The following is a 16,885-nucleotide window of genomic DNA, read 5'->3' on the forward strand; positions in this document are numbered from 1 at the left end:
CCGGCCTTTCCGTTTTCTAATGTCGAGCATTAATATGAGGACATGGCAAGGACGTCAGGGCCCGAGACCCGGGAGAAACTGATCCGAGCGGCGGAGGAGGTCTTCGCCGCCCAGGGCGTCGACGGCGCACAGCTGCGGGACGTCGTGGCACGGGCCGGACAGGCCAACCCCTCCGCCGTGCAGTACCACTTCGGCTCGCGCGCGGGACTGCTCGACGCGGTCATGGCCGGCCGCCAGGCCCGTACGGAACAGGTGCTCGCCCCCCTCCTCGACGACGCCGGCGACGACCTGAGGCAACTGGTCGCCGCCCTCGTCACCGCCGAGGCCGGCGAGCTGCGCACCGACCGGGGCCGCCGCTGTCTGCGGATCTCCGCGCAGCTCAGCCACGAGAGCGGCGTGCGCACCCGCACCCCCCACCCCACGCTCGCCGGCACCGCCTACTGGCGCCTGATCGAGCGGACGGCGGACCGGCTGGCCGCCGACGGGCTGCCCGAGCCGCTGCTCCTGGAGCGCCTCGACCTGGCGCTGACCGTGGTGGGCGCGGCGATGGCGGACCGGGCCCGGCAGTGCCTCGACGGCGCCGAGCCCCTCACCGACGAACCGCTCTTCCTCGCCGACCTCGTCGAGACCACCACCGCGCTTCTCCGGGCCGCACAGCCCCGGAGCGTCCGAACCCCCTGAAGGGACCTCGCATGTCTCCCATGAACGACCTCACCGGCAAGACCGTGCTCGTCACCGGCGGCGCCCGCGGCCTGGGCGCCGAGGCCGCCCGGCAGGCCGTGGCCGCCGGCGCGAACGTCGTGATCACCGACGTGCTCGACGAGGACGGCAAGGCCACCGCCGAGGCGCTCGGCGAGCGGGCCCGGTTCCTCCACCACGACGTGACCTCCGAGGAGGAGTGGGCGGCGGCCGTCGCCTTCGCGGTGGCGGAGTTCGGCGGGCTGCACGGTCTGGTGAACAACGCCGGCATCTCCACCGGCGCGTTCCTGGAGAGCGAGTCCGTCGAGCACTTCCGCAGGGTCCTCGACATCAACCTGACCGGCGTCTTCATCGGCATGAAGGCCGCGATCCCGGCGATGAAGGAGGCCGGCGGCGGCTCGATCGTCAACATCTCCTCGGCCGCGGGCCTGATGGGCCTGGCCCTGACCGCCGGGTACGGCGCCTCCAAGTGGGGCGTGCGCGGTCTGACGAAGATCGGCGCGGTGGAGCTCGGCACGGCGGGGATCCGCGTCAACTCCGTCCACCCCGGCATGACCTACACCCCGATGACGGCCTCCGTCGGCATCGAGCGCGGCGAGGGCAAGTACCCGAACACGCCCATGGGCCGGGTCGGCGAGGCCGACGAGATCGCGGGCGCGGTCGTCTTCCTCCTCTCGGACGCCGCCTCGTACGTGACGGGCGCGGAGCTCGCCGTGGACGGCGGCTGGACGACCGGCCCGACGGTCAAGTACGTCATGGGGCAGTGAGCCGCCCGGGGCTGCTTGGATGGCGGCATGAGCGCCGCTGAAGAGATCCTCGACGTCGTCGACGAGCAGGACCGGGTGATCGGGCAGGCCCCGCGCGGTGAGGTGTACGCGCGGGGCCTGATCCACCGCTGCGTCTTCGTCCGGGTCAGGGACGCCGAGGGCAGGGTCTTCGTCCACCGCAGGACGCCGACGAAGCTGGTCTTCCCGTCGATGTACGACATGTTCGTGGGCGGGGTCGTCGGCGCGGGCGAGTCCTACGACGAGGCCGCGCTGCGGGAGGCCGAGGAGGAGCTCGGCGTGTCCGGACTGCCCCGCCCCGAGCCGGTGGCGCGGTTCCTGTACGACTCCGGGGGCGTGGCCGGGAAGTGGTGGTCGGCCGTCTACGAGGTCCGCTGCGAACTGCCGGTCGCCCCGCAGGCGGAGGAGGTCGCCTGGCACGGCTTCCTCACCGACGAGGAGCTGGCCGCACGGCTGCCCGGGACGGCGGGCGCCTGGGAGTGGGTGCCGGACGGCCTCGCCGCGTACGAGCTGCTGCGGGCGGAGGGCGAGACGCCCTGACCGTGCCGGCGGCACGGAACGGGCGCCCGACGGACCGCTCACCCGGCCGTTAGGGTGCACGGGTGAGCGATTTCGTGCAGAGCCTGCGGCTGTGGTTCGCGCCGCGGCGGATCCGGGACGAGGGCGAGACGCCCGACTACCGCTTCTCCCTCGCCAACGAGCGGACCTTCCTGGCCTGGATCCGGACCGCGCTCGCCCTGGTCGGCGGCGGCTTCGCCGTCGACCAGTTCCTGCCGGACCTGCGCTGGGGCGTGCGCGTCGGGCTCGCGCTCGCGCTGCTCGCCGCCGGTGTGCTGTGCGCCCTGCGGGCGGTGAACCACTGGGTGCGCTGCGAACGGGCCATGCGCCGCGGCGAGGACCTTCCGGTGTCCCGCTTCCCGGCGCTGCTCAGCCTCGCGGTGGCCGGCGTGGCCCTCGCGATGGTGGTGCTCGTCGTCTTCGGCTGGGCCGGACGGTGAGTTCGGCCGCCGAGGCCGCCGAGTCCCGGGACCCCGGGCTCCAGCCGGAACGGACCCGGCTCGCGTGGCGGCGTACGACCCTGTCGTGCACGGTCGTCGCGGTGCTCGCCGTGAAGCTGGTGGTCAGCGACGAGGTCACGGCTCGGGAGCTGACCGGGCTCGCGCTCTCGTCCCTGGTGTGGGTCGCCTTCCTGGCCGTGGCCCACCGCAGGATCCGTTCCCTGGGCGCGGCCCGACCGCTCCCCCTCTCCCACCGGGGCGCGCTGCTCGCGGCGGTGTGCACGATCGCGCTCGCCGTCCTCGGGGCGGCGCTGATCTGGTGAACCCGGCCCGCTCGGCAGGACGCCCCTACGGGACGGTCACCACGACCTTGCCGTTCAGGCCGCCCGCCGCGTTGGCGCGCTGGGCGTCGGCCGCCCGCTCCAGCGGGAACGACTTCGCCACCCGTACGGTGAGGACGCCCGCGTCGGCCAGGTCGGCGAGGACCGCGAGGTCGGCCGCGTCGGGACGGACCCAGAAGTAGCGGCCGCCGAGGGCGAGGACCTCGCCGTCGGCGATCGAGGCCAGGCGGCCCCCGGGAGCGAGGAGCCCTGCGGAGAGCTTCAGGAACGGGCCGCCGATGGTGTCGAGGACGGCGTCCACCCCCTGCGGGGCGAGGGCGCGGACCTGGTCGGCGAAGGTCTCCTCGTCGTAGCGGACGGGCTCGGCGCCGAGCTCCGCGACCCGCCCCAGGCCCGCGTCCCGGGCCGCGCCGATCACCCGGCAGCCGAAGTGGCGGGCGATCTGCACGGCCGTCGAGCCGACCCCGCCGGCCGCCGCGTGCACGAGGACGGTGTCGCCGGGGCGCACCGCGAGGGCCTGGGGCCGGTGGAGCACCTGGTACGCGGTGAGGCCGACGAGCGGCAGGGCCGCGGCCTCCTCGAAGCCGAAGGTCCGGGGCTTGCGGGCGAGGGTGCGGACCGGGGCGGCGACGTACTCGGCGAAGGTGCCGTGCGCGAGGACGTCCTCGCGGACGTACCCCATGACCTCGTCCCCGACGGCGTACTCGGGGACGGAGACGCCGAGCCGGACCACGACGCCGGAGACGTCCCAGCCGGGGACGACCGGGAAGACGGCGTCGAGCATGCCGTCGAGGTACCCGGCCTGCGCCTTCCAGTCGACGGGATTGACGGCGGCCGCCCGCACCTCGACCAGGACCTCGTCGGGGCCGACCTTCGGGTCGGGCAGCTCGCCGTACTCCAGCACCTCGGGGCCGCCGTACCGGCTGTAACTGATCGCCTTCATGCTTCCGACCCTCGGGGCGACCGGGCCGGCCCGCAAGCCGGGGCGCCGTCCGGGCGTCAGCCGCCGAGCGCCGCCGGCGGCGGGAGCATGGCGCGCGGGTCGCGGCCCGAGGTCCACAGGCCGATGAGGAAGGCGGTGGTCGCCTCCAGGAGGTCCGCGTGGGCCAGCGGGCCGGCGACGAACGGGGCGCAGCCCAGATCGGCGGCGAGGGCGGAGACGAGCGCGAGGGCCTCCTCGTCGTCCCCGCACAGGGGGACGGCGACCGGTCCGTCGGCGAAGACGGGCGGGGTGCGGCTCCACACCGCCGGCGTCACGTGGTTGAAGGCCTTCACCACCCGGGCGCCCGTCGCGGCGGCGAGGGTGCGGGCGGCGCCGGGGCCCCCGCCGGTGGTGAGGACCGGGCCCGGACCGACCGCGTTGGTGCAGTCGATCAGGATCCGGCCGCCGAACGAGCCGACGGGGCCCGCCGTCCCGAGGACCGGCAGGACCGCGTCGTACGGCAGGGCCAGGAGGGTCGCCTCGCCGAAGCGGGCGGCCTCGGCGAGGGTGCCCGGCCTGGCCCCCGTGCTCGCGGCGAGCGCGGCGGTCCGTTCGGCGTCCCGGCCGCCGACGAGCACCTCGTGGCCGGCCCCGGCCCATCCTCCGCCGAGCGCCCGTGCCATCGCTCCCGTACCCAGTACTCCCACCCTCATGGGGCGTCCTCCCTCACGTACCGTTGTGCGCGTGCCGTCGTGAACGACCGTAGACAGGGGGCGACTTACCGAATGGTTACCGACCGGCTGCTCGCGGACTGCCGGGCGCGGCTCGGCTTCGACCTGCTCGCCCACACCTGGAACGGGGTCGTGCTGTACGCGCTCGCGGGCGGGCCGCGGCGGCCCGGTGAACTGCGGGCGGAGATCGGCGGGATCAGCGCGAAGGTCCTGACGGAGACGCTGCGGCGCCTGGAGGGGTACGCGCTGGTGGAACGGCGGGCGTACGAGGAGACGCCGCCCCGGGTCGAGTACGCGCTGACCGGGCTGGGACGTTCGCTGCTCGGACCGATCGAGGCGCTGGGCCGCTGGTCGGCGGAGTACGGGGAGGCGTTCGCGGCGGCGCAGGGGTGGGGGGACGAGGAGCGGACCGGGGAGTAGCCCGCTCCGCCCCTCCTCGCCCCTCCTCGCCCCTCCTCGCCCCTCCTCGCCTCCCCTCGACTCTCTCCATCTCTCCTCCCCCCGGCCGGGGAGTGGGCCGTTCCGGCTTCCCCCCGGGCCGGGCCGACTGGCAGTCTTCCCCCTGTCCAGTCGGGCTCTCATCCGGGGGAATCCCTTTGTCTGCCACCGATCCCTATGTGGTCACGCTCGCTCCGCACGTGCACGCCTTCGTCCAGCCCGACGGCGGCTGGTGCCTGAACAACGCCGGGTTCATCGGCGACGCGGAGGAGTCGCTGCTCGTCGACACCGCCGCCACCGAACGGCGCGCGAAGCTGCTGCGCGAGGCGGTGCTCGCCGAAGGGCTGCCGCTGCCCCGCACCATCGTCTCCACCCACCACCACGGCGACCACACCTACGGCAACGGGGTCTTCCGCCCCGAGGCGCGGATCGTGGGACACGAGAACTGCCGCTCCGAGCAGCTCGCGGCCGGGCACCAGCTCCATCTGCTGTGGCCGCAGACCGACTTCGGGCGGGTCGACATCCTGCCGCCCTCCGTGACGTACAGCGACCGGCTCACGCTGTACGTCGGCGGGATCGAGGTACGGCTGCTCCACCCGGGCCCCGCGCACACCACCGGCGACTCGATCGTCCACCTTCCCGAGCAGGGCGTCGTCTTCACCGGCGACCTGATCTTCCACGGCGGGACGCCGTTCCTGCCGATGGGATCGCTCGCCGGTTCGCTGCGCGCGCTCGACCTGCTGCGCTCCCTCGACGCGTCCACGGTGGTGCCGGGGCACGGGCGGGTCACCGACCCCACGGCGTACGACGCCACGGAGCGGTACCTGCTCTGGGTGCGGGAGCTCGCCGTCGAGGGGTACGCGAAGGGGGCGACGCCGCTGGAGACCGCGCGGCGGGCGTCCCTCGGGGAGTTCGCCGCCTGGCGGGAGAGCGAGCGGCTCGTCGCCAACCTGCACCGGGCGTACGCGGAACTGGAGGGGCTGCCGGAGGGGTCGCCGCTCGATCCGGTGGGGGTGTTCGGGGACATGGCGGCGATGAACGGGGGTGTGCCGGTGGCTTGCCACGCGTAGCCACCACGGCCCGCCGGGGCGGTTCCCCACCCCGTCCCGGCAACCGCTCCACCGGGACGGCGCCCACCCCGCTGCGGGCTTCGCCCCGGCGGGCGGCGCCCATCCCCGCGCCCCCGTTGTGGGCGGGCCCGCCGGGCGGTGCCCCCGCTGCCCCCGTTGTGGGCTGCGCCCGCCGGTGCGGTGCCCGCCCCCGCGCGCCCCGTTGTGGGCAGTCGTTCCGCTGGGGCGGAACGGGTGGGCACAACGGACCCGCGCCCTGCCGGCGCCAGAGGCTCATGTGCCTGGACCCGCACCGGTTGCGCACCCAGCTCGGGGTGCGGGCCAGGGCGCGGGACGCGGAGGCGCCGCTGAAGGGCGCCGTCCCGTGTGCCCACCCGTCCCGCCCCAGCGGGACGATTGCCCACACGGTGGGTGGGCAGGGGCACCGCCCCGGCGGGCGCGGGCTCACGGGCGGGTGGGAGCCGCCCCGCCGGGCGCGGGCCCCACCCGGGCGGGGGAGCCGCTCACCCGGGCGCGGGCCCCACACGGCGGGTGGGCGGGGGCGCCGCCCCGCGCGGGTGGGGGCTCGTACGGGTCGGGGTGCCGCCCTGCAGGCGCGGGCTACCAGTGGCGGGGGGTCCAGGTCGGGTGGGTCGTGCGGATCGCCGCCGTGTCGTCCCGGTTCCGGAACGTGCCGTCGTCGTCGAGCCAGCGGCGGTGCAGGGCCGCGAGCGCCCCCCGGTCCAGCTCGACGCCGAGGCCCGGCGCGTCGGAGACGGCCAGCCGGCCCGCCCGGAAGACGGGGCGGGGGGTGACGACGTCCTCCGTCTGCCACGGGTAGTGGGTGTCGCAGGCGTGCCGGAGGCCGGGCAGCGTGGCGGCGACCTGGGTCATGGCGGCGAGGCTGATGCCCAGATGGGTGTTGGAGTGCATGGAGAGCCCGACGCCGTAGGTCCGGCAGAGCGCGGCCAGTTCGCGGGTGCGGTGGAGCCCGCCCCAGTAGTGGTGGTCGCAGAGGACGATCCGTACCGCGCCGGCGGCGAAAGCCTCCGGGATCTCCTCGAAGGTCGTCACGCACATGTTGGTGGCGAGCGGGACGTCCGTGCGGGCGGCGATCTCGGCCATGGCGGCGGTGCCGCTCGCCGGGTCCTCCAGGTATTCGAGGACGTCCCCCAGTTCGCGGGCGACGGCGAGCGAGGTCTCCACGGACCAGGCGCCGTTGGGGTCGAGGCGGAGCGGGCGGCCGGGGAAGGCGTCGGCGAGCGCCCGGATCGCGGCGATCTCCCGCTCGGGCTCGAAGACTCCGCCCTTGAGCTTGAAGGAGCGGAAGCCGTACTCGCGGTCGAAGCGGCGGGCCTGGGCGACGATGCCCGCGGGGTCGAGGGCCGCGCCCCAGTCGTCCGTGCCGGCCCATTTGTGGAAGAGGTACGCGCTGTACTCGACCTCGTCGCGGACCTTGCCGCCGAGGAGGGCGTGGACGGGCAGGCCGAGGGTCCTGCCGAGGGCGTCGAGGCAGGCGGTCTCGAAGGCGGAGACGACGGAGAGGCGGAGCTTGTCCGCGGTGCGCACTCCGCGCAGGCCGCTCGCGTCGACCCCGGAGTCGTCGGCGCCCACGGTGTCCACGGTGTCCGCGGCCTGCGCCGCCAGCCCGAAGAGGGCGTTCACATCCGTGATCAGGCGGCCCGGAAGCGCCTCGGCCAGCCGTCGGGCGGTGTCCAGGTAGACGCCGTCGCCGTAGGTCTCCCCCAGTCCGCTCACCCCTCCCCCGGTGACCACTTCGACCACGAGCCGGGGCGTGTAGGGCTGGTGGACGCCCTGGGTGTTGAGGAGGGGCGGGTCCGAGATGAGGATCGGGGTGAGCCGGACTTCGTCGACGATCAGCTTCGTATCCACATGTGAACCCTATTCAGGCATGCGACCGGCCACCAGAAGGCGGACGCGGCTTCCCGTCGCCCCCCTCTGGACGACATACCGACTGGTCGGTCATCATGAGCGCCGACGAAGCCGACGAAGCCGACACGGAGGTACGCATCCATGAGTTCCGCCCCACCGCCAGGGCTCGACCCCGAGCAGCTGCGCCGGTTCCTCGACCGCGAGCGGCCCGGACTGCTCTCCGGCCCCCTGGAGGCCCGGCTGATCGAGGGCGGCCGGTCGAACCTGACGTACGCCGTGGGCGACGGCACCGGCCGCTGGGTGGTCCGCCGTCCCCCGCTCGGCCACGTCCTCGCCACCGCCCACGACATGCGGCGCGAGCACCGCGTCATCAGCGCCCTGGGGGCGACGGACGTGCCCGTCCCCGGCACCGTCCTGTTCTGCGAGGACGAGTCGGTGCTCGGCGCGCCGTTCTACGTCATGGACTTCGTCGACGGAACGCCGTACCGCTCGGCCCGCGAGCTCGTCGCGCTCGGCCCCGAGCGCACCCGCGCCACCGTCCTCGGCCTGGTCGACACCCTCGTCGACCTGCACGCCGTCGACCCGGAGGCCGTGGGGCTCGGCGACTTCGGCCGTCCGGACGGCTTCCTCGACCGGCAGCTGCGCCGCTGGGGCAAGCAGCTCGACGCCTCGCGCGGCCGCGAACTGCCCGGGATCGACGAGCTGCACGCCGCCCTCGGGCGCGCACTGCCCGCCTCGCCGCCGCCGACCGTGATCCACGGCGACTACCGGCTCGACAACGTGCTCGTCGGCGAGGACGACCGGATCCGGGCCGTCCTCGACTGGGAGATGTCCACCCTCGGCGACCCGCTCACCGACCTCGGTCTCCTCGTCATGTACAGCACCCCGCTCGACCTGCCGGGCTCGCCCATCTCCACGACCGCCACCGCTCCCGGGCACCCGGGCGCGGCCGAGCTGGTCGAGCGCTACGCGGCCCGCTCGGGCCGCGACACCTCCGGGCTCGCCTGGTACACGGCCTTCGCCTGGTTCAAACTCGCCGTGATCCTGGAGGGCATCCACTACCGGTGGACCCTCGGGCAGACGGTCGGCGCCGGCTTCGACCGCATCGGCGAACTCGTCCCCGTCTTCATCGAGCACGGCCTCACCACCCTTCAGGAAGGCTGACCCGCCATGGACTTCTCGTACGACGCCCGCACCGAGGAACTGCGGGCGAAGCTCCTCGCCTTCATGGACGAGCACGTCTACCCGGCCGAGGCCGTCGCCGAGGAGCAGCGCGCCCGGCTCGCCTCCCCCTGGGACACCCCGCAGGTCGTGGAGGAGCTCAAGGCGGAGGCCAGGCGGCAGGGGCTCTGGAACCTCTTCCTTCCCGACGCGGAGTACGGTGCCGGACTGACCAACCTCCAGTACGCGCCGCTCGCCGAGATCACCGGCCGCAGCCCGCACCTGGCCCCGACCGCCCTCAACTGCGCCGCCCCGGACACCGGGAACATGGAGGTGCTCGCCCAGTTCGGCGACGAGGCGCAGAAGAAGCAGTGGCTGGAGCCGCTCCTCGCCGGGGAGATCCGCTCGGCCTTCGCGATGACCGAGCCCGAGGTCGCCTCCTCCGACGCGACCAACATCGAGACCCGGATCCGGCGGGACGGCGACTCGTACGTCGTCGACGGGCGCAAGTGGTACATCTCCGGGGCGATGAACCCGGACTGCAGGATCTTCATCGTCATGGGCAAGACCGACCCCGACGGCCCGGACGTCCGCCGCCGGCAGTCGATGATCCTCGTGCCGCGCGACACCCCGGGCGTCGAGGTCCGCCGCGCCATGCAGGTGTACGGGTACGAGGACCACTCCCACGGCGGCCACGCCGAGGTGGTCTTCGACGGGGTCCGGGTCCCGGCCTCGAACATCATCGGTGAGGAGGGCGGCGGCTTCGCCATCGCGCAGGCCCGGCTCGGCCCCGGCCGCATCCACCACTGCATGCGGCTCATCGGCATGGCGGAGCGGGCGGTCGAGCTGATGTGCCGGCGCGCCGTGTCCCGCACCGCCTTCGGCAAGACGCTCGCCCAGCAGGGCGTGGTGCAGAACTGGATCGCCGACGCCCGGGTCACCATCGAGCAGCTGCGGCTGCTCGTCCTCAAGACGGCCTGGCTCATGGACACCGTCGGCAACCAGGGCGCGCACACCGAGATCCAGGCCATCAAGATCGCGACCCCGCGCGCGGTCGTCGACATCATCGACAAGGCCGTACAGGCGCACGGGGCGGGCGGGGTCTCGCAGGACTTCCCGCTGGCCGAACTGTGGGCGGCGGCCCGGACGCTGAAGCTGGCGGACGGGCCGGACGAGGTGCACCAGCGGTCGCTGGCGCGCCGGGAGCTGAAGAAGTACCTGTAGGGGACAGGAGCAGCCGGAGGAGGCTTACGGACGGAGGGCCCGGAGGAGGAGGTCGGCGAGGTGGGCGGCGACCTCCTGGGGGGTGAGGGGGCCGTCCGGGCGGTACCACGTGGAGAGGTGGTGCACGGAGCCGAAGTGGTAGTCGACGACGAGGTCGGCGGGCGTGGCGGAGGAGAAGACGCCCGCCCGCTGGCCCTCCTCGATCAGGGCCCGGAAGCGCTCGTGGTAGCGGCGCCGCTCGGCCCGCACCTGCTTGTGCTTCTCCGGGCTCAGGTGGTGCATGGAGCGGAAGAAGATGGACGCGTCGTCGAGGTTCTCGATGGTGGTGACGACGACGTCCGCGGCGGCGTCGCGCAGCCGGTCCTCGACGGGCGCGTCGGCGTCCGCGTAGGCGTCGAGCCGCTCCTGCTGGAGGCGCAGGACCCGGGAGTAGACCTCCTGGAGGAGGTCCTCCTTGGAGCCGAAGTAGTGGTAGAGCGCGCCCTTGGTGACCCCGGCGGCCTCGACGATCTCCTGGACGGAGGTGCGGTCGTAGCCCCGCTCGGCGAAGAGCCGGGTGGCGGCGGCGAGGAGCCTCTGGGGGACGGGGACGCCGTTCCCTTCCGTCGTCCTGGCCATGCTCCGCCGCCTTCCTCGATGATCGTTTTCGGTCACGGGAACGCGTTCCCGCCGCTAGATCTTCCCATCCGCCGGGACTACGGACGACGGGTGTCCGTCTCCCAGGTCCGCTGGACGTGGTTCATCGTGCCGAGCCACCGCTCGGGGTCGGTGGCGCGGTTGCGGTAGTAGCCGGCGACCTCGGGGTGGGGCAGGACGAGGAAGCGGTCGGCGGCGATGGCGTCGAGGAGGGCGTCGGCGACGTCCTCGGGCTCGATGGCGGTGGGGGCGAGGACGAGCTCGCCGGCGGATCCGGCGGCGGTGAGCATGTCCGTACGGACGCCCTGCGGGCAGATCGCGTGGACCTTCAGGCCGCGGTGGCGGTAGGTGAGGGAGAGCCATTCGGCGAAGGCGTACGCGCCGTGCTTGGAGACGCTGTACGGCGCCGCGCCGATCATGGTGAGCAGTCCGGCGGCGGAGACGGTGGAGACGAAGCGGCCGCGGCCGCGCTCCAGCCACTCCGGGAGGAGGGCGCGGGCCGCGCGGACGTGGGCCATGACGTTGACGTCCCAGGCGGCGGCCCAGACGTCCTCGTCGGCGAAGGCGTCGCCGGGCGAGGAGAGTCCGGCGTTGGCGCACCATACGTCGATGGCGCCGGTGCCGCCGAGGGCCTCGCGGGCCTCGTCGACGACGGTGGAGGCGTCGCCCGGGACGGCGAGGGCGCCGATCTCCTCGGCGACGGCCTTGGCGCGTCCGGGGTCGAGGTCGTTGACGACGACGCGGGCTCCTTCGGCCGCGAAGCGGCGGGCGAGGGCGGCGCCGATGCCGCCGCCCGCGCCGGTGACGACGACACCGGCGCCCTGGAGCTCGTTCGTGTCCGCGGTCATGGACCCACCTCTCGGCTGTGATGGAGTGCTGGGAAGACCGGGACAGACTAACCGGTCGGTATGGAGGGGCGGAAGACCCGTTCCGCACGCCTCGTTCCCTCGGGAGGTCAGGACCGCTAGCGTGCGTGCCCATGTCACTGGCGAGGAGGTCCCGCATGAGCCTGTCGCGTCGGAGTCTGCTGGCCGCCGGAGGCGCCCTCGGGGCGGCGGCGGCCACCACCGGCCCCGCCTCCGCCGCCCCCGGGGGCCACGGCCGCGTGCGGACCGGCTTCGAGCGGCTCGCGGCCGACGGATACGCGCTCCTCGCGGGCGAACGGGTCGGCGTCGTCACCAACCCGACCGGCGTCACCCCGGACGCCCGCCACATCGTGGACGTGATGCACGCCGACGAGCGGGTGGACCTGGTCGCCGTCTTCGGCCCCGAGCACGGCTTCCGGGGCACCGCCCAGGCGGGCGGCTCCGAGGGGCGGTACGACGATCCGGCGACCGGCCTGCCCGTCTACGACACGTACCTGAAGAGCGGGCAGCCGCTGGCGGACGTCTTCACCGCCTCCGGGGTGGACACCGTCGTCTTCGACATCCAGGACGTCGGCGCCCGCTTCTACACGTACATCTGGACGCTGTACGACTGCATGGCGGCCGCCGCCCTCGCCGGGAAGCGGTTCGTGGTCCTGGACCGGCCGAACCCGGTGACCGGACGGGCGGCGCTCGGCCCCGTCCTGGACCGGGCGTTCGCCACCTTCGTCGGACGGGAGCCGATCGCGCAGGCGCACGGCATGACGGTGGCGGAGCTGGCCGGGCTCTTCGACGGCGAGTTCCTGGCCGCGCCCGTCGCCCTGGAGACCGTACGGATGACGGGGTGGCGGCGGACGGAGTTCTTCGACGCGACCGGACTGCCGTGGGTGCCGCCCAGCCCCAACATGCCGACGCCCGAGACCGCGCTCGTCTACTCCGGCACCTGCCTCTTCGAGGGCACGAACCTCTCCGAGGGACGGGGCACCACCCGGCCCTTCGAACTCCTCGGCGCCGAGGGGATCGACCGGCGGTGGGCGGAGGCGGCGAACGCCCTCGGCCTGCCCGGGGTCCGGTTCCGCGAGGCGTACTTCGCCCCGACCTTCTCCAAGTTCCAGGGGAGGACGGTGGGCGGGGTGCAGCTGCACGTCCACGACCGGGAGTCCTTCGACCCGGTACGGACCGGCATCGGGCTCCTGATCACGGCCCGCGCCTCCTGGTCCGGCTTCGCCTGGCGGGCGGACCACTGGATCGACAGGCTGACGGGCTCGACCCGGGTGCGGACCCTGATCGACGCCGGCGCGGACGTGGACGAGGTCGTGGACGCCTGGGAGGCGGACCTGAAGGCCTTCCGGGCGGTGCGCGAGGGGTACCTGCTCTACCACTGAAAGGTGGGGTGAACCCCCGTACGGCACGGGTGCGGGCACGATGTCCCCCGCGCGTCCGGTCGACCACGCTGGAGCGCATGAACCTCTCCGCTCGACGCCGTCCGCACCGCCTGCCGCTCGTCGGGCTCCTCCTCGCCGCCTGCCTGGGCACCCTGGCACCCGCGGCGGGCGCCGCCGCGGCCCCGGCCGGTCCCGAACCCGCGCGGGAACTCGCCCGCTCCGCCCGGCCCCTGACCGATCTGCGCCCGCTCGACCGGATGATCGGCTCGGCCAAGGTCGTCGGCCTCGGCGAGGCCACCCACAGCTCGGCGGAGTTCTTCACCGCCAAGCACCGGATCTTCGAACACCTCGTGGAGTCACGGGGGTTCACCACCTTCGCCCTGGAGGCCGGCTGGTCCACCGGCCTCCTCGTCGACGAGTGGGTCCGCACCGGCCGGGGCGACATCCGGGCGATCATGCGGGACGAGTTCCAGGAGTCGTACCGCCTCTGGAACACCGAGGAGTACCTCGACCTCTTCCTCTGGATGCGCGAGCACAACCGGCGCCACCCCGGGCACCAGGTCCGCTTCATGGGCAACGACCTCGGCTACGCCGGCCCGAACCTCTTCGACGCCGTCACCTCCTACGTCGCCCGCGTCCACCCCGGACTCCTCCCCCGCTTCCGGGAGCTGTACCGGGACTCCCGGCCCACGGGCGAGGTGGAGGCCTGGATGAAGGGGTACCTGGACCGGCCGCGCGCCGAGCGGCAGCGGATGGCCGGCGAGGTGAACCGCGCCCTCGCCCTCCTGGAGCGGCAGAGCCCCGGCAAGGGCCCCGGGGCACGGGAGGCGCACCTCTGGGCGGAGCAGCACGCGCGCGCGATCGCCCAGGTCGGCACCGAGTACGCGCACGACCTGACGACGCCGGAGGGGGTCGCCGCGGCGATGCTCTACCGCGACCGGGTCATGGCGGAGAACACCGTGTGGTGGCAGCGGCGGACCGGCGACCGGATGGTGCTCTCCGCGCACAACGGGCACGTGGGCTACGAGACGTCGCACCCGGAGCAGTACCCGCGGCTCCAGGGCGCCTTCCTGCGGGACGCCCTCGGCCGGGACTACGTGAGCGTGGGCACCTCCTTCGGGCAGGGCTCCTTCAACGCGCACGACACCGAGGCCCCCGGCGAGCCGCTCCGGGCCTTCACCGTCGCCCCGCTCGGCCCCGGCAGCAGCGCCCACACCCTGGACCGGGTCGCGTCCGGCCCGTTCTACCTGGACATGCGGCGCACGACTCCGGCGGCGCGCGACTGGCTGGCCGCGCCCCGGCCGGTCCGGCAGATCGGGACGGCGTACCCCTGGCCGGGCGAGACGGTGCCGATGTCGCTCTCCACCACGTACGACCTGCTGATCCACTTCCCCAGGATCTCGGCGGCCCGGCTGCGCTGACGCCCCGTCGCACGTCTGAGCGGGGCCGTGCGCGGGCATGCTGGCCGAGGAGCCGCCGCCCGCGCACGGGGCGCACTCGGCGCTGCGGCCCCCTCGACGCGGAGGGACGGTCTGGCCGTGACCGGGATGAGTGTGGAGCCGTACCGGGAGATCATCTTCGACAAGGACGGCGACGGTCCGCCGGGCCAGGCCTCGGAGCTGGCCGCGCTGGCGCGCCGGGGGGTCGGCGATCTGGTGCTCCTCGCCCACGGGTGGAACAGCTCGCCGTCCGGCGCCACCCGCCTGTGCTCCGACTTCTTCGCCCCCTTCCCCGGGCTGCTCGCGCCCGGGGTGGAGGCGGGGTACGCGGGGGTGATCTGGCCCTCGATGATGTTCTCGGGCGAGCCGGTGCCCGACTACCGGGCGCTCGTGACGGTCCTCCCGGAGAAGGAGCCGGTCATCGGGCGGCTCACGGAACTCCTCGGCACCGCGCCGCCCGAGGAGGCGGCGTTCGCCGAGTTCGGGGCGCTGCTGAGGGAACTGGCGGACGTGGACGCCGAGCCCGTGGCGGTACGGGAGGCGGTGCCGGAGTTCCTGGTCGCGGACCCGGTCGCGGTGTGCGCCCTGTTCACCCGGGCCCTGGAGGGCGTGGACGGCCCCGTCCCGCCGGAGGGCCTCTTCGGCGGAGGGCTGAAGCGGTACTGGAAGGGGGCCAGGGAGGCGCTGCGGCAGGCCACGTACTACGTGATGAAGAAGCGGGCCGGGCAGGTCGGCGAGCACGGACTCGGCGCACTGCTCGGCGAGCTCGCGCGGACCGCCCCCGGCCTCCGGGTCCACCTCGTGGGCCACAGCATGGGCGCCCGGCTCGTCGCGTACGCGCTGCGGGGGCTGCCCGCCGGGGCCCGGCCGGTCGCCTCCGTGACGCTCCTCCAGGGCGCCTTCTCGCACTACGCGTTCGCGGCGCGGCTGCCGCACGACCCGGGGCGGTCCGGTGCGCTGCGGGACCTCCAGCACCGGGTCCGGGGGCCGGTGGTGGCCTGCCACTCGCGGCACGACACGGCGCTCGGGGTGATGTACCCGCTGGCGTCCCGGCTCGCGAACGACTCCGCGTCGCTGACCGGTCCCGCGGCGGGACCGCTCGGCACGGACGACCCCCGCTGGGGCGCGATCGGGCACGACGGCGTGCGGGCGGTGCCGGGGACGGTGGAACGGACGCTCGCGGAGGTCCTGCGCGAGGGGGTGCCGGGCTCGGGGTGCGTGAGCGTGGACGCGGCCGAGGTGGTCCGCTCGCACAGCGACATATGCCGGCCCGAGCTGGCCCGGGTGGTGGTCTCGGCGTCCCGGACGGGCCGGTGAACCGTCCCTTCCGCCCCACTGATGGCTCCCATCGGATTTTCGATGGAACACGACGGGGCTCCCGTTCGTCCCTCTGATATCGCCGAAGGACCAGCGACGGAGGTGGCGAGGGATGGCCGGTTTCCGGAGTCTCGCGAGACAGGTGCGCGATCCGGGGTGCGACACGGCGCTGCGCAGGTACTCGCTGCGCAAGTGCCTGGAGAGGTTCGCGCCCTACGGGCACCGCGCGACCTGGGACCATCTGTGCCGCAGGCACAGGTTCGGTCCCGAGGACCGGGAGCTCGACCCGGGGCGGCTGGTGGCCGCGCTCGACGAACTGGAGGAGGCGCGGGCCGTGTGGCTCGCGTACGAGGAGCGGTTCGCCGCCCGGCGGCGGCGCGAGAAGCAGGAGGGGCTGCGGGGGCTCGGCGCGCTCGACGACTGGCACCGGCGGGTCTGGGGCGGGAACGGCGTGGTCCGCTGCGAGGACCCGGCGGTGCACCCCTCCGACCCGCTGCCGGAGGTGCTGCGGCGGCTGATCGACGCCCTGGAGCAGGGTCCGGGCGAGGCGTGCCCGGTGTGCGCGGGGCCGCGGATCGAATGGGCGGGCCCGGGGCTCGGGCCGGTGTGCGGGGACTGCGGGGTGGGCGTGCCGCGCGCGGTCCTGACGTCGGGGGCGTTGGCTCGGGCGCGGGGTGGGCGGAGCCTGGCCCCGGCGGCGTGAGCCCCTCCACCGGCACGGCGCCCGCGTCGTGAGCAGCCGCTCCACCGGGCCGGCGTCCCCGTTGCGCGTACCCGCTCTCTGCTGGGGCGGCGCCCCACACCCGTCGTGGGCAGTCGCCCCGCCGGGGCGGTGCCCCCGCCCACCCCGTTGCGGGCGCGCACCTGCCGGTGAGGTGCCCCCCGTCCACCCCGTTGTGGGCAATCGTTCCGCTGGGGCGGAACGGGTGGGCACAACGGACCCGCGCCCTGCCGGCGCCAGAGGCTCATGTGCCTGGACCCGCACCGGTTGCGCACCCAGCTCG

General features: G+C 74.4%; 18 protein-coding genes. 13 read left to right on the top strand and 5 right to left on the bottom strand.

The window, feature by feature from the left end:
• The first annotated feature begins 42 nt into the window (after positions 1–42).
• The 5 genes from ACIGW4_RS36310 (at position 43) to ACIGW4_RS36330 (ending at position 2,805) form a co-directional block, all read left to right on the top strand.
• Positions 43–681 (top strand): TetR/AcrR family transcriptional regulator, encoded by a 639-nt coding sequence (locus ACIGW4_RS36310; RefSeq protein ID WP_399585823.1) that lies wholly within the window; start codon positions 43–45, stop codon positions 679–681.
• A 20-nt stretch (positions 682–701) separates the two neighbouring features.
• The gene (locus ACIGW4_RS36315; protein ID WP_398710753.1) at positions 702–1,466 is read left to right on the top strand and encodes a glucose 1-dehydrogenase; all 765 of its coding nucleotides are present in this window, start codon (positions 702–704) and stop codon (positions 1,464–1,466) included.
• Positions 1,467–1,493: 27 nt separating this feature from the next.
• Complete coding sequence (locus ACIGW4_RS36320) at positions 1,494–2,024, top strand: NUDIX domain-containing protein (RefSeq protein ID WP_399585825.1); 531 nt, start codon at positions 1,494–1,496, stop codon at positions 2,022–2,024.
• Between the two features lie 62 nt (positions 2,025–2,086).
• A complete protein-coding gene (locus ACIGW4_RS36325; protein WP_123450667.1) occupies positions 2,087–2,482 on the top strand; it encodes a YidH family protein in 396 nt (131 codons plus the stop codon).
• Entirely contained in the window at positions 2,479–2,805 is a 327-nt protein-coding gene (locus tag ACIGW4_RS36330) for a DUF202 domain-containing protein (protein WP_123450669.1), read from the top strand. Before ACIGW4_RS36325 ends, ACIGW4_RS36330 begins: the two co-directional genes overlap by 4 nt.
• A gap of 25 nt (positions 2,806–2,830) precedes the next feature.
• Here the strand turns inward: ACIGW4_RS36330 and ACIGW4_RS36335 are convergent, their stop codons facing one another.
• Both ACIGW4_RS36335 and ACIGW4_RS36340 read right to left on the bottom strand, forming a co-directional pair.
• The gene (locus tag ACIGW4_RS36335) at positions 2,831–3,766 is read right to left on the bottom strand and encodes an NADP-dependent oxidoreductase (RefSeq protein ID WP_359589430.1); all 936 of its coding nucleotides are present in this window, start codon (positions 3,764–3,766) and stop codon (positions 2,831–2,833) included.
• A 56-nt stretch (positions 3,767–3,822) separates the two neighbouring features.
• Positions 3,823–4,458, bottom strand: coding sequence for an NAD(P)-binding domain-containing protein (locus ACIGW4_RS36340; RefSeq protein ID WP_359589429.1), 636 nt, complete (start codon positions 4,456–4,458; stop codon positions 3,823–3,825).
• A 72-nt stretch (positions 4,459–4,530) separates the two neighbouring features.
• Between ACIGW4_RS36340 and ACIGW4_RS36345 the strand changes: the two genes are divergently transcribed.
• A complete protein-coding gene (locus ACIGW4_RS36345; RefSeq protein WP_398710687.1) occupies positions 4,531–4,896 on the top strand; it encodes a winged helix-turn-helix transcriptional regulator in 366 nt (121 codons plus the stop codon).
• Between the two features lie 176 nt (positions 4,897–5,072).
• On the top strand, positions 5,073–5,984 hold the full coding sequence (locus tag ACIGW4_RS36350; RefSeq protein WP_123450677.1) for an MBL fold metallo-hydrolase: 912 nt from the start codon (positions 5,073–5,075) through the stop codon (positions 5,982–5,984).
• Between the two features lie 600 nt (positions 5,985–6,584).
• On the opposite strand, the gene ACIGW4_RS36355 is transcribed toward ACIGW4_RS36350, so the two are convergent.
• Positions 6,585–7,856 (bottom strand): enolase C-terminal domain-like protein, encoded by a 1,272-nt coding sequence (locus ACIGW4_RS36355; protein WP_399585827.1) that lies wholly within the window; start codon positions 7,854–7,856, stop codon positions 6,585–6,587.
• A 141-nt stretch (positions 7,857–7,997) separates the two neighbouring features.
• Here ACIGW4_RS36355 and ACIGW4_RS36360 point away from each other — a divergent pair, with 141 nt between their 5' ends.
• Positions 7,998–9,020 (top strand): phosphotransferase, encoded by a 1,023-nt coding sequence (locus tag ACIGW4_RS36360; RefSeq protein WP_398710685.1) that lies wholly within the window; start codon positions 7,998–8,000, stop codon positions 9,018–9,020.
• A 6-nt stretch (positions 9,021–9,026) separates the two neighbouring features.
• Positions 9,027–10,241, top strand: coding sequence for an acyl-CoA dehydrogenase family protein (locus ACIGW4_RS36365; RefSeq protein ID WP_359589426.1), 1,215 nt, complete (start codon positions 9,027–9,029; stop codon positions 10,239–10,241).
• Between the two features lie 24 nt (positions 10,242–10,265).
• Here the strand turns inward: ACIGW4_RS36365 and ACIGW4_RS36370 are convergent, their stop codons facing one another.
• Together ACIGW4_RS36370 and ACIGW4_RS36375 are read right to left on the bottom strand one after the other, a co-directional pair.
• Positions 10,266–10,859: a TetR/AcrR family transcriptional regulator gene (locus ACIGW4_RS36370; RefSeq protein WP_123450685.1), complete on the bottom strand. Its 594-nt coding sequence runs from the start codon at positions 10,857–10,859 to the stop codon at positions 10,266–10,268.
• Between the two features lie 77 nt (positions 10,860–10,936).
• Positions 10,937–11,725 carry an SDR family oxidoreductase gene (locus ACIGW4_RS36375; RefSeq protein WP_399585832.1) on the bottom strand — a complete coding sequence of 263 codons (789 nt, stop codon included), beginning with the start codon at positions 11,723–11,725 and terminating at the stop codon, positions 10,937–10,939.
• A gap of 155 nt (positions 11,726–11,880) precedes the next feature.
• Between ACIGW4_RS36375 and ACIGW4_RS36380 the strand changes: the two genes are divergently transcribed.
• The 4 genes from ACIGW4_RS36380 (at position 11,881) to ACIGW4_RS36395 (ending at position 16,584) form a co-directional block, all read left to right on the top strand.
• The gene (locus ACIGW4_RS36380; RefSeq protein ID WP_398710683.1) at positions 11,881–13,125 is read left to right on the top strand and encodes an exo-beta-N-acetylmuramidase NamZ domain-containing protein; all 1,245 of its coding nucleotides are present in this window, start codon (positions 11,881–11,883) and stop codon (positions 13,123–13,125) included.
• A 77-nt stretch (positions 13,126–13,202) separates the two neighbouring features.
• Positions 13,203–14,546 carry an erythromycin esterase family protein gene (locus ACIGW4_RS36385; protein WP_399585835.1) on the top strand — a complete coding sequence of 448 codons (1,344 nt, stop codon included), beginning with the start codon at positions 13,203–13,205 and terminating at the stop codon, positions 14,544–14,546.
• A gap of 126 nt (positions 14,547–14,672) precedes the next feature.
• Positions 14,673–15,881: a serine-threonine protein kinase gene (locus ACIGW4_RS36390; RefSeq protein ID WP_399585840.1), complete on the top strand. Its 1,209-nt coding sequence runs from the start codon at positions 14,673–14,675 to the stop codon at positions 15,879–15,881.
• A 112-nt stretch (positions 15,882–15,993) separates the two neighbouring features.
• Complete coding sequence (locus tag ACIGW4_RS36395) at positions 15,994–16,584, top strand: hypothetical protein (protein ID WP_123450693.1); 591 nt, start codon at positions 15,994–15,996, stop codon at positions 16,582–16,584.
• Positions 16,585–16,885 lie beyond the last annotated feature (301 nt).

Source organism: Streptomyces sp. NPDC053513 (genome assembly GCF_044544765.1).
GTDB classification, from domain to species: Bacteria; Actinomycetota; Actinomycetes; order Streptomycetales; family Streptomycetaceae; genus Streptomyces; species Streptomyces litmocidini.

Coding starts and splice junctions, on each gene's coding strand:
- ACIGW4_RS36310 (WP_399585823.1), top strand. CDS start 43: ATGGCAAGGACGTCAGGGCCCGAGACCCGGGAGAAACTGATCCGAGCG.
- ACIGW4_RS36315 (WP_398710753.1), top strand. CDS start 702: ATGAACGACCTCACCGGCAAGACCGTGCTCGTCACCGGCGGCGCCCGC.
- ACIGW4_RS36320 (WP_399585825.1), top strand. CDS start 1,494: ATGAGCGCCGCTGAAGAGATCCTCGACGTCGTCGACGAGCAGGACCGG.
- ACIGW4_RS36335 (WP_359589430.1), bottom strand. CDS start 3,766: ATGAAGGCGATCAGTTACAGCCGGTACGGCGGCCCCGAGGTGCTGGAG.
- ACIGW4_RS36340 (WP_359589429.1), bottom strand. CDS start 4,458: ATGAGGGTGGGAGTACTGGGTACGGGAGCGATGGCACGGGCGCTCGGC.
- ACIGW4_RS36345 (WP_398710687.1), top strand. CDS start 4,531: ATGGTTACCGACCGGCTGCTCGCGGACTGCCGGGCGCGGCTCGGCTTC.
- ACIGW4_RS36360 (WP_398710685.1), top strand. CDS start 7,998: ATGAGTTCCGCCCCACCGCCAGGGCTCGACCCCGAGCAGCTGCGCCGG.
- ACIGW4_RS36365 (WP_359589426.1), top strand. CDS start 9,027: ATGGACTTCTCGTACGACGCCCGCACCGAGGAACTGCGGGCGAAGCTC.
- ACIGW4_RS36370 (WP_123450685.1), bottom strand. CDS start 10,859: ATGGCCAGGACGACGGAAGGGAACGGCGTCCCCGTCCCCCAGAGGCTC.
- ACIGW4_RS36375 (WP_399585832.1), bottom strand. CDS start 11,725: ATGACCGCGGACACGAACGAGCTCCAGGGCGCCGGTGTCGTCGTCACC.
- ACIGW4_RS36380 (WP_398710683.1), top strand. CDS start 11,881: ATGAGCCTGTCGCGTCGGAGTCTGCTGGCCGCCGGAGGCGCCCTCGGG.
- ACIGW4_RS36385 (WP_399585835.1), top strand. CDS start 13,203: ATGAACCTCTCCGCTCGACGCCGTCCGCACCGCCTGCCGCTCGTCGGG.
- ACIGW4_RS36390 (WP_399585840.1), top strand. CDS start 14,673: ATGAGTGTGGAGCCGTACCGGGAGATCATCTTCGACAAGGACGGCGAC.
- ACIGW4_RS36395 (WP_123450693.1), top strand. CDS start 15,994: ATGGCCGGTTTCCGGAGTCTCGCGAGACAGGTGCGCGATCCGGGGTGC.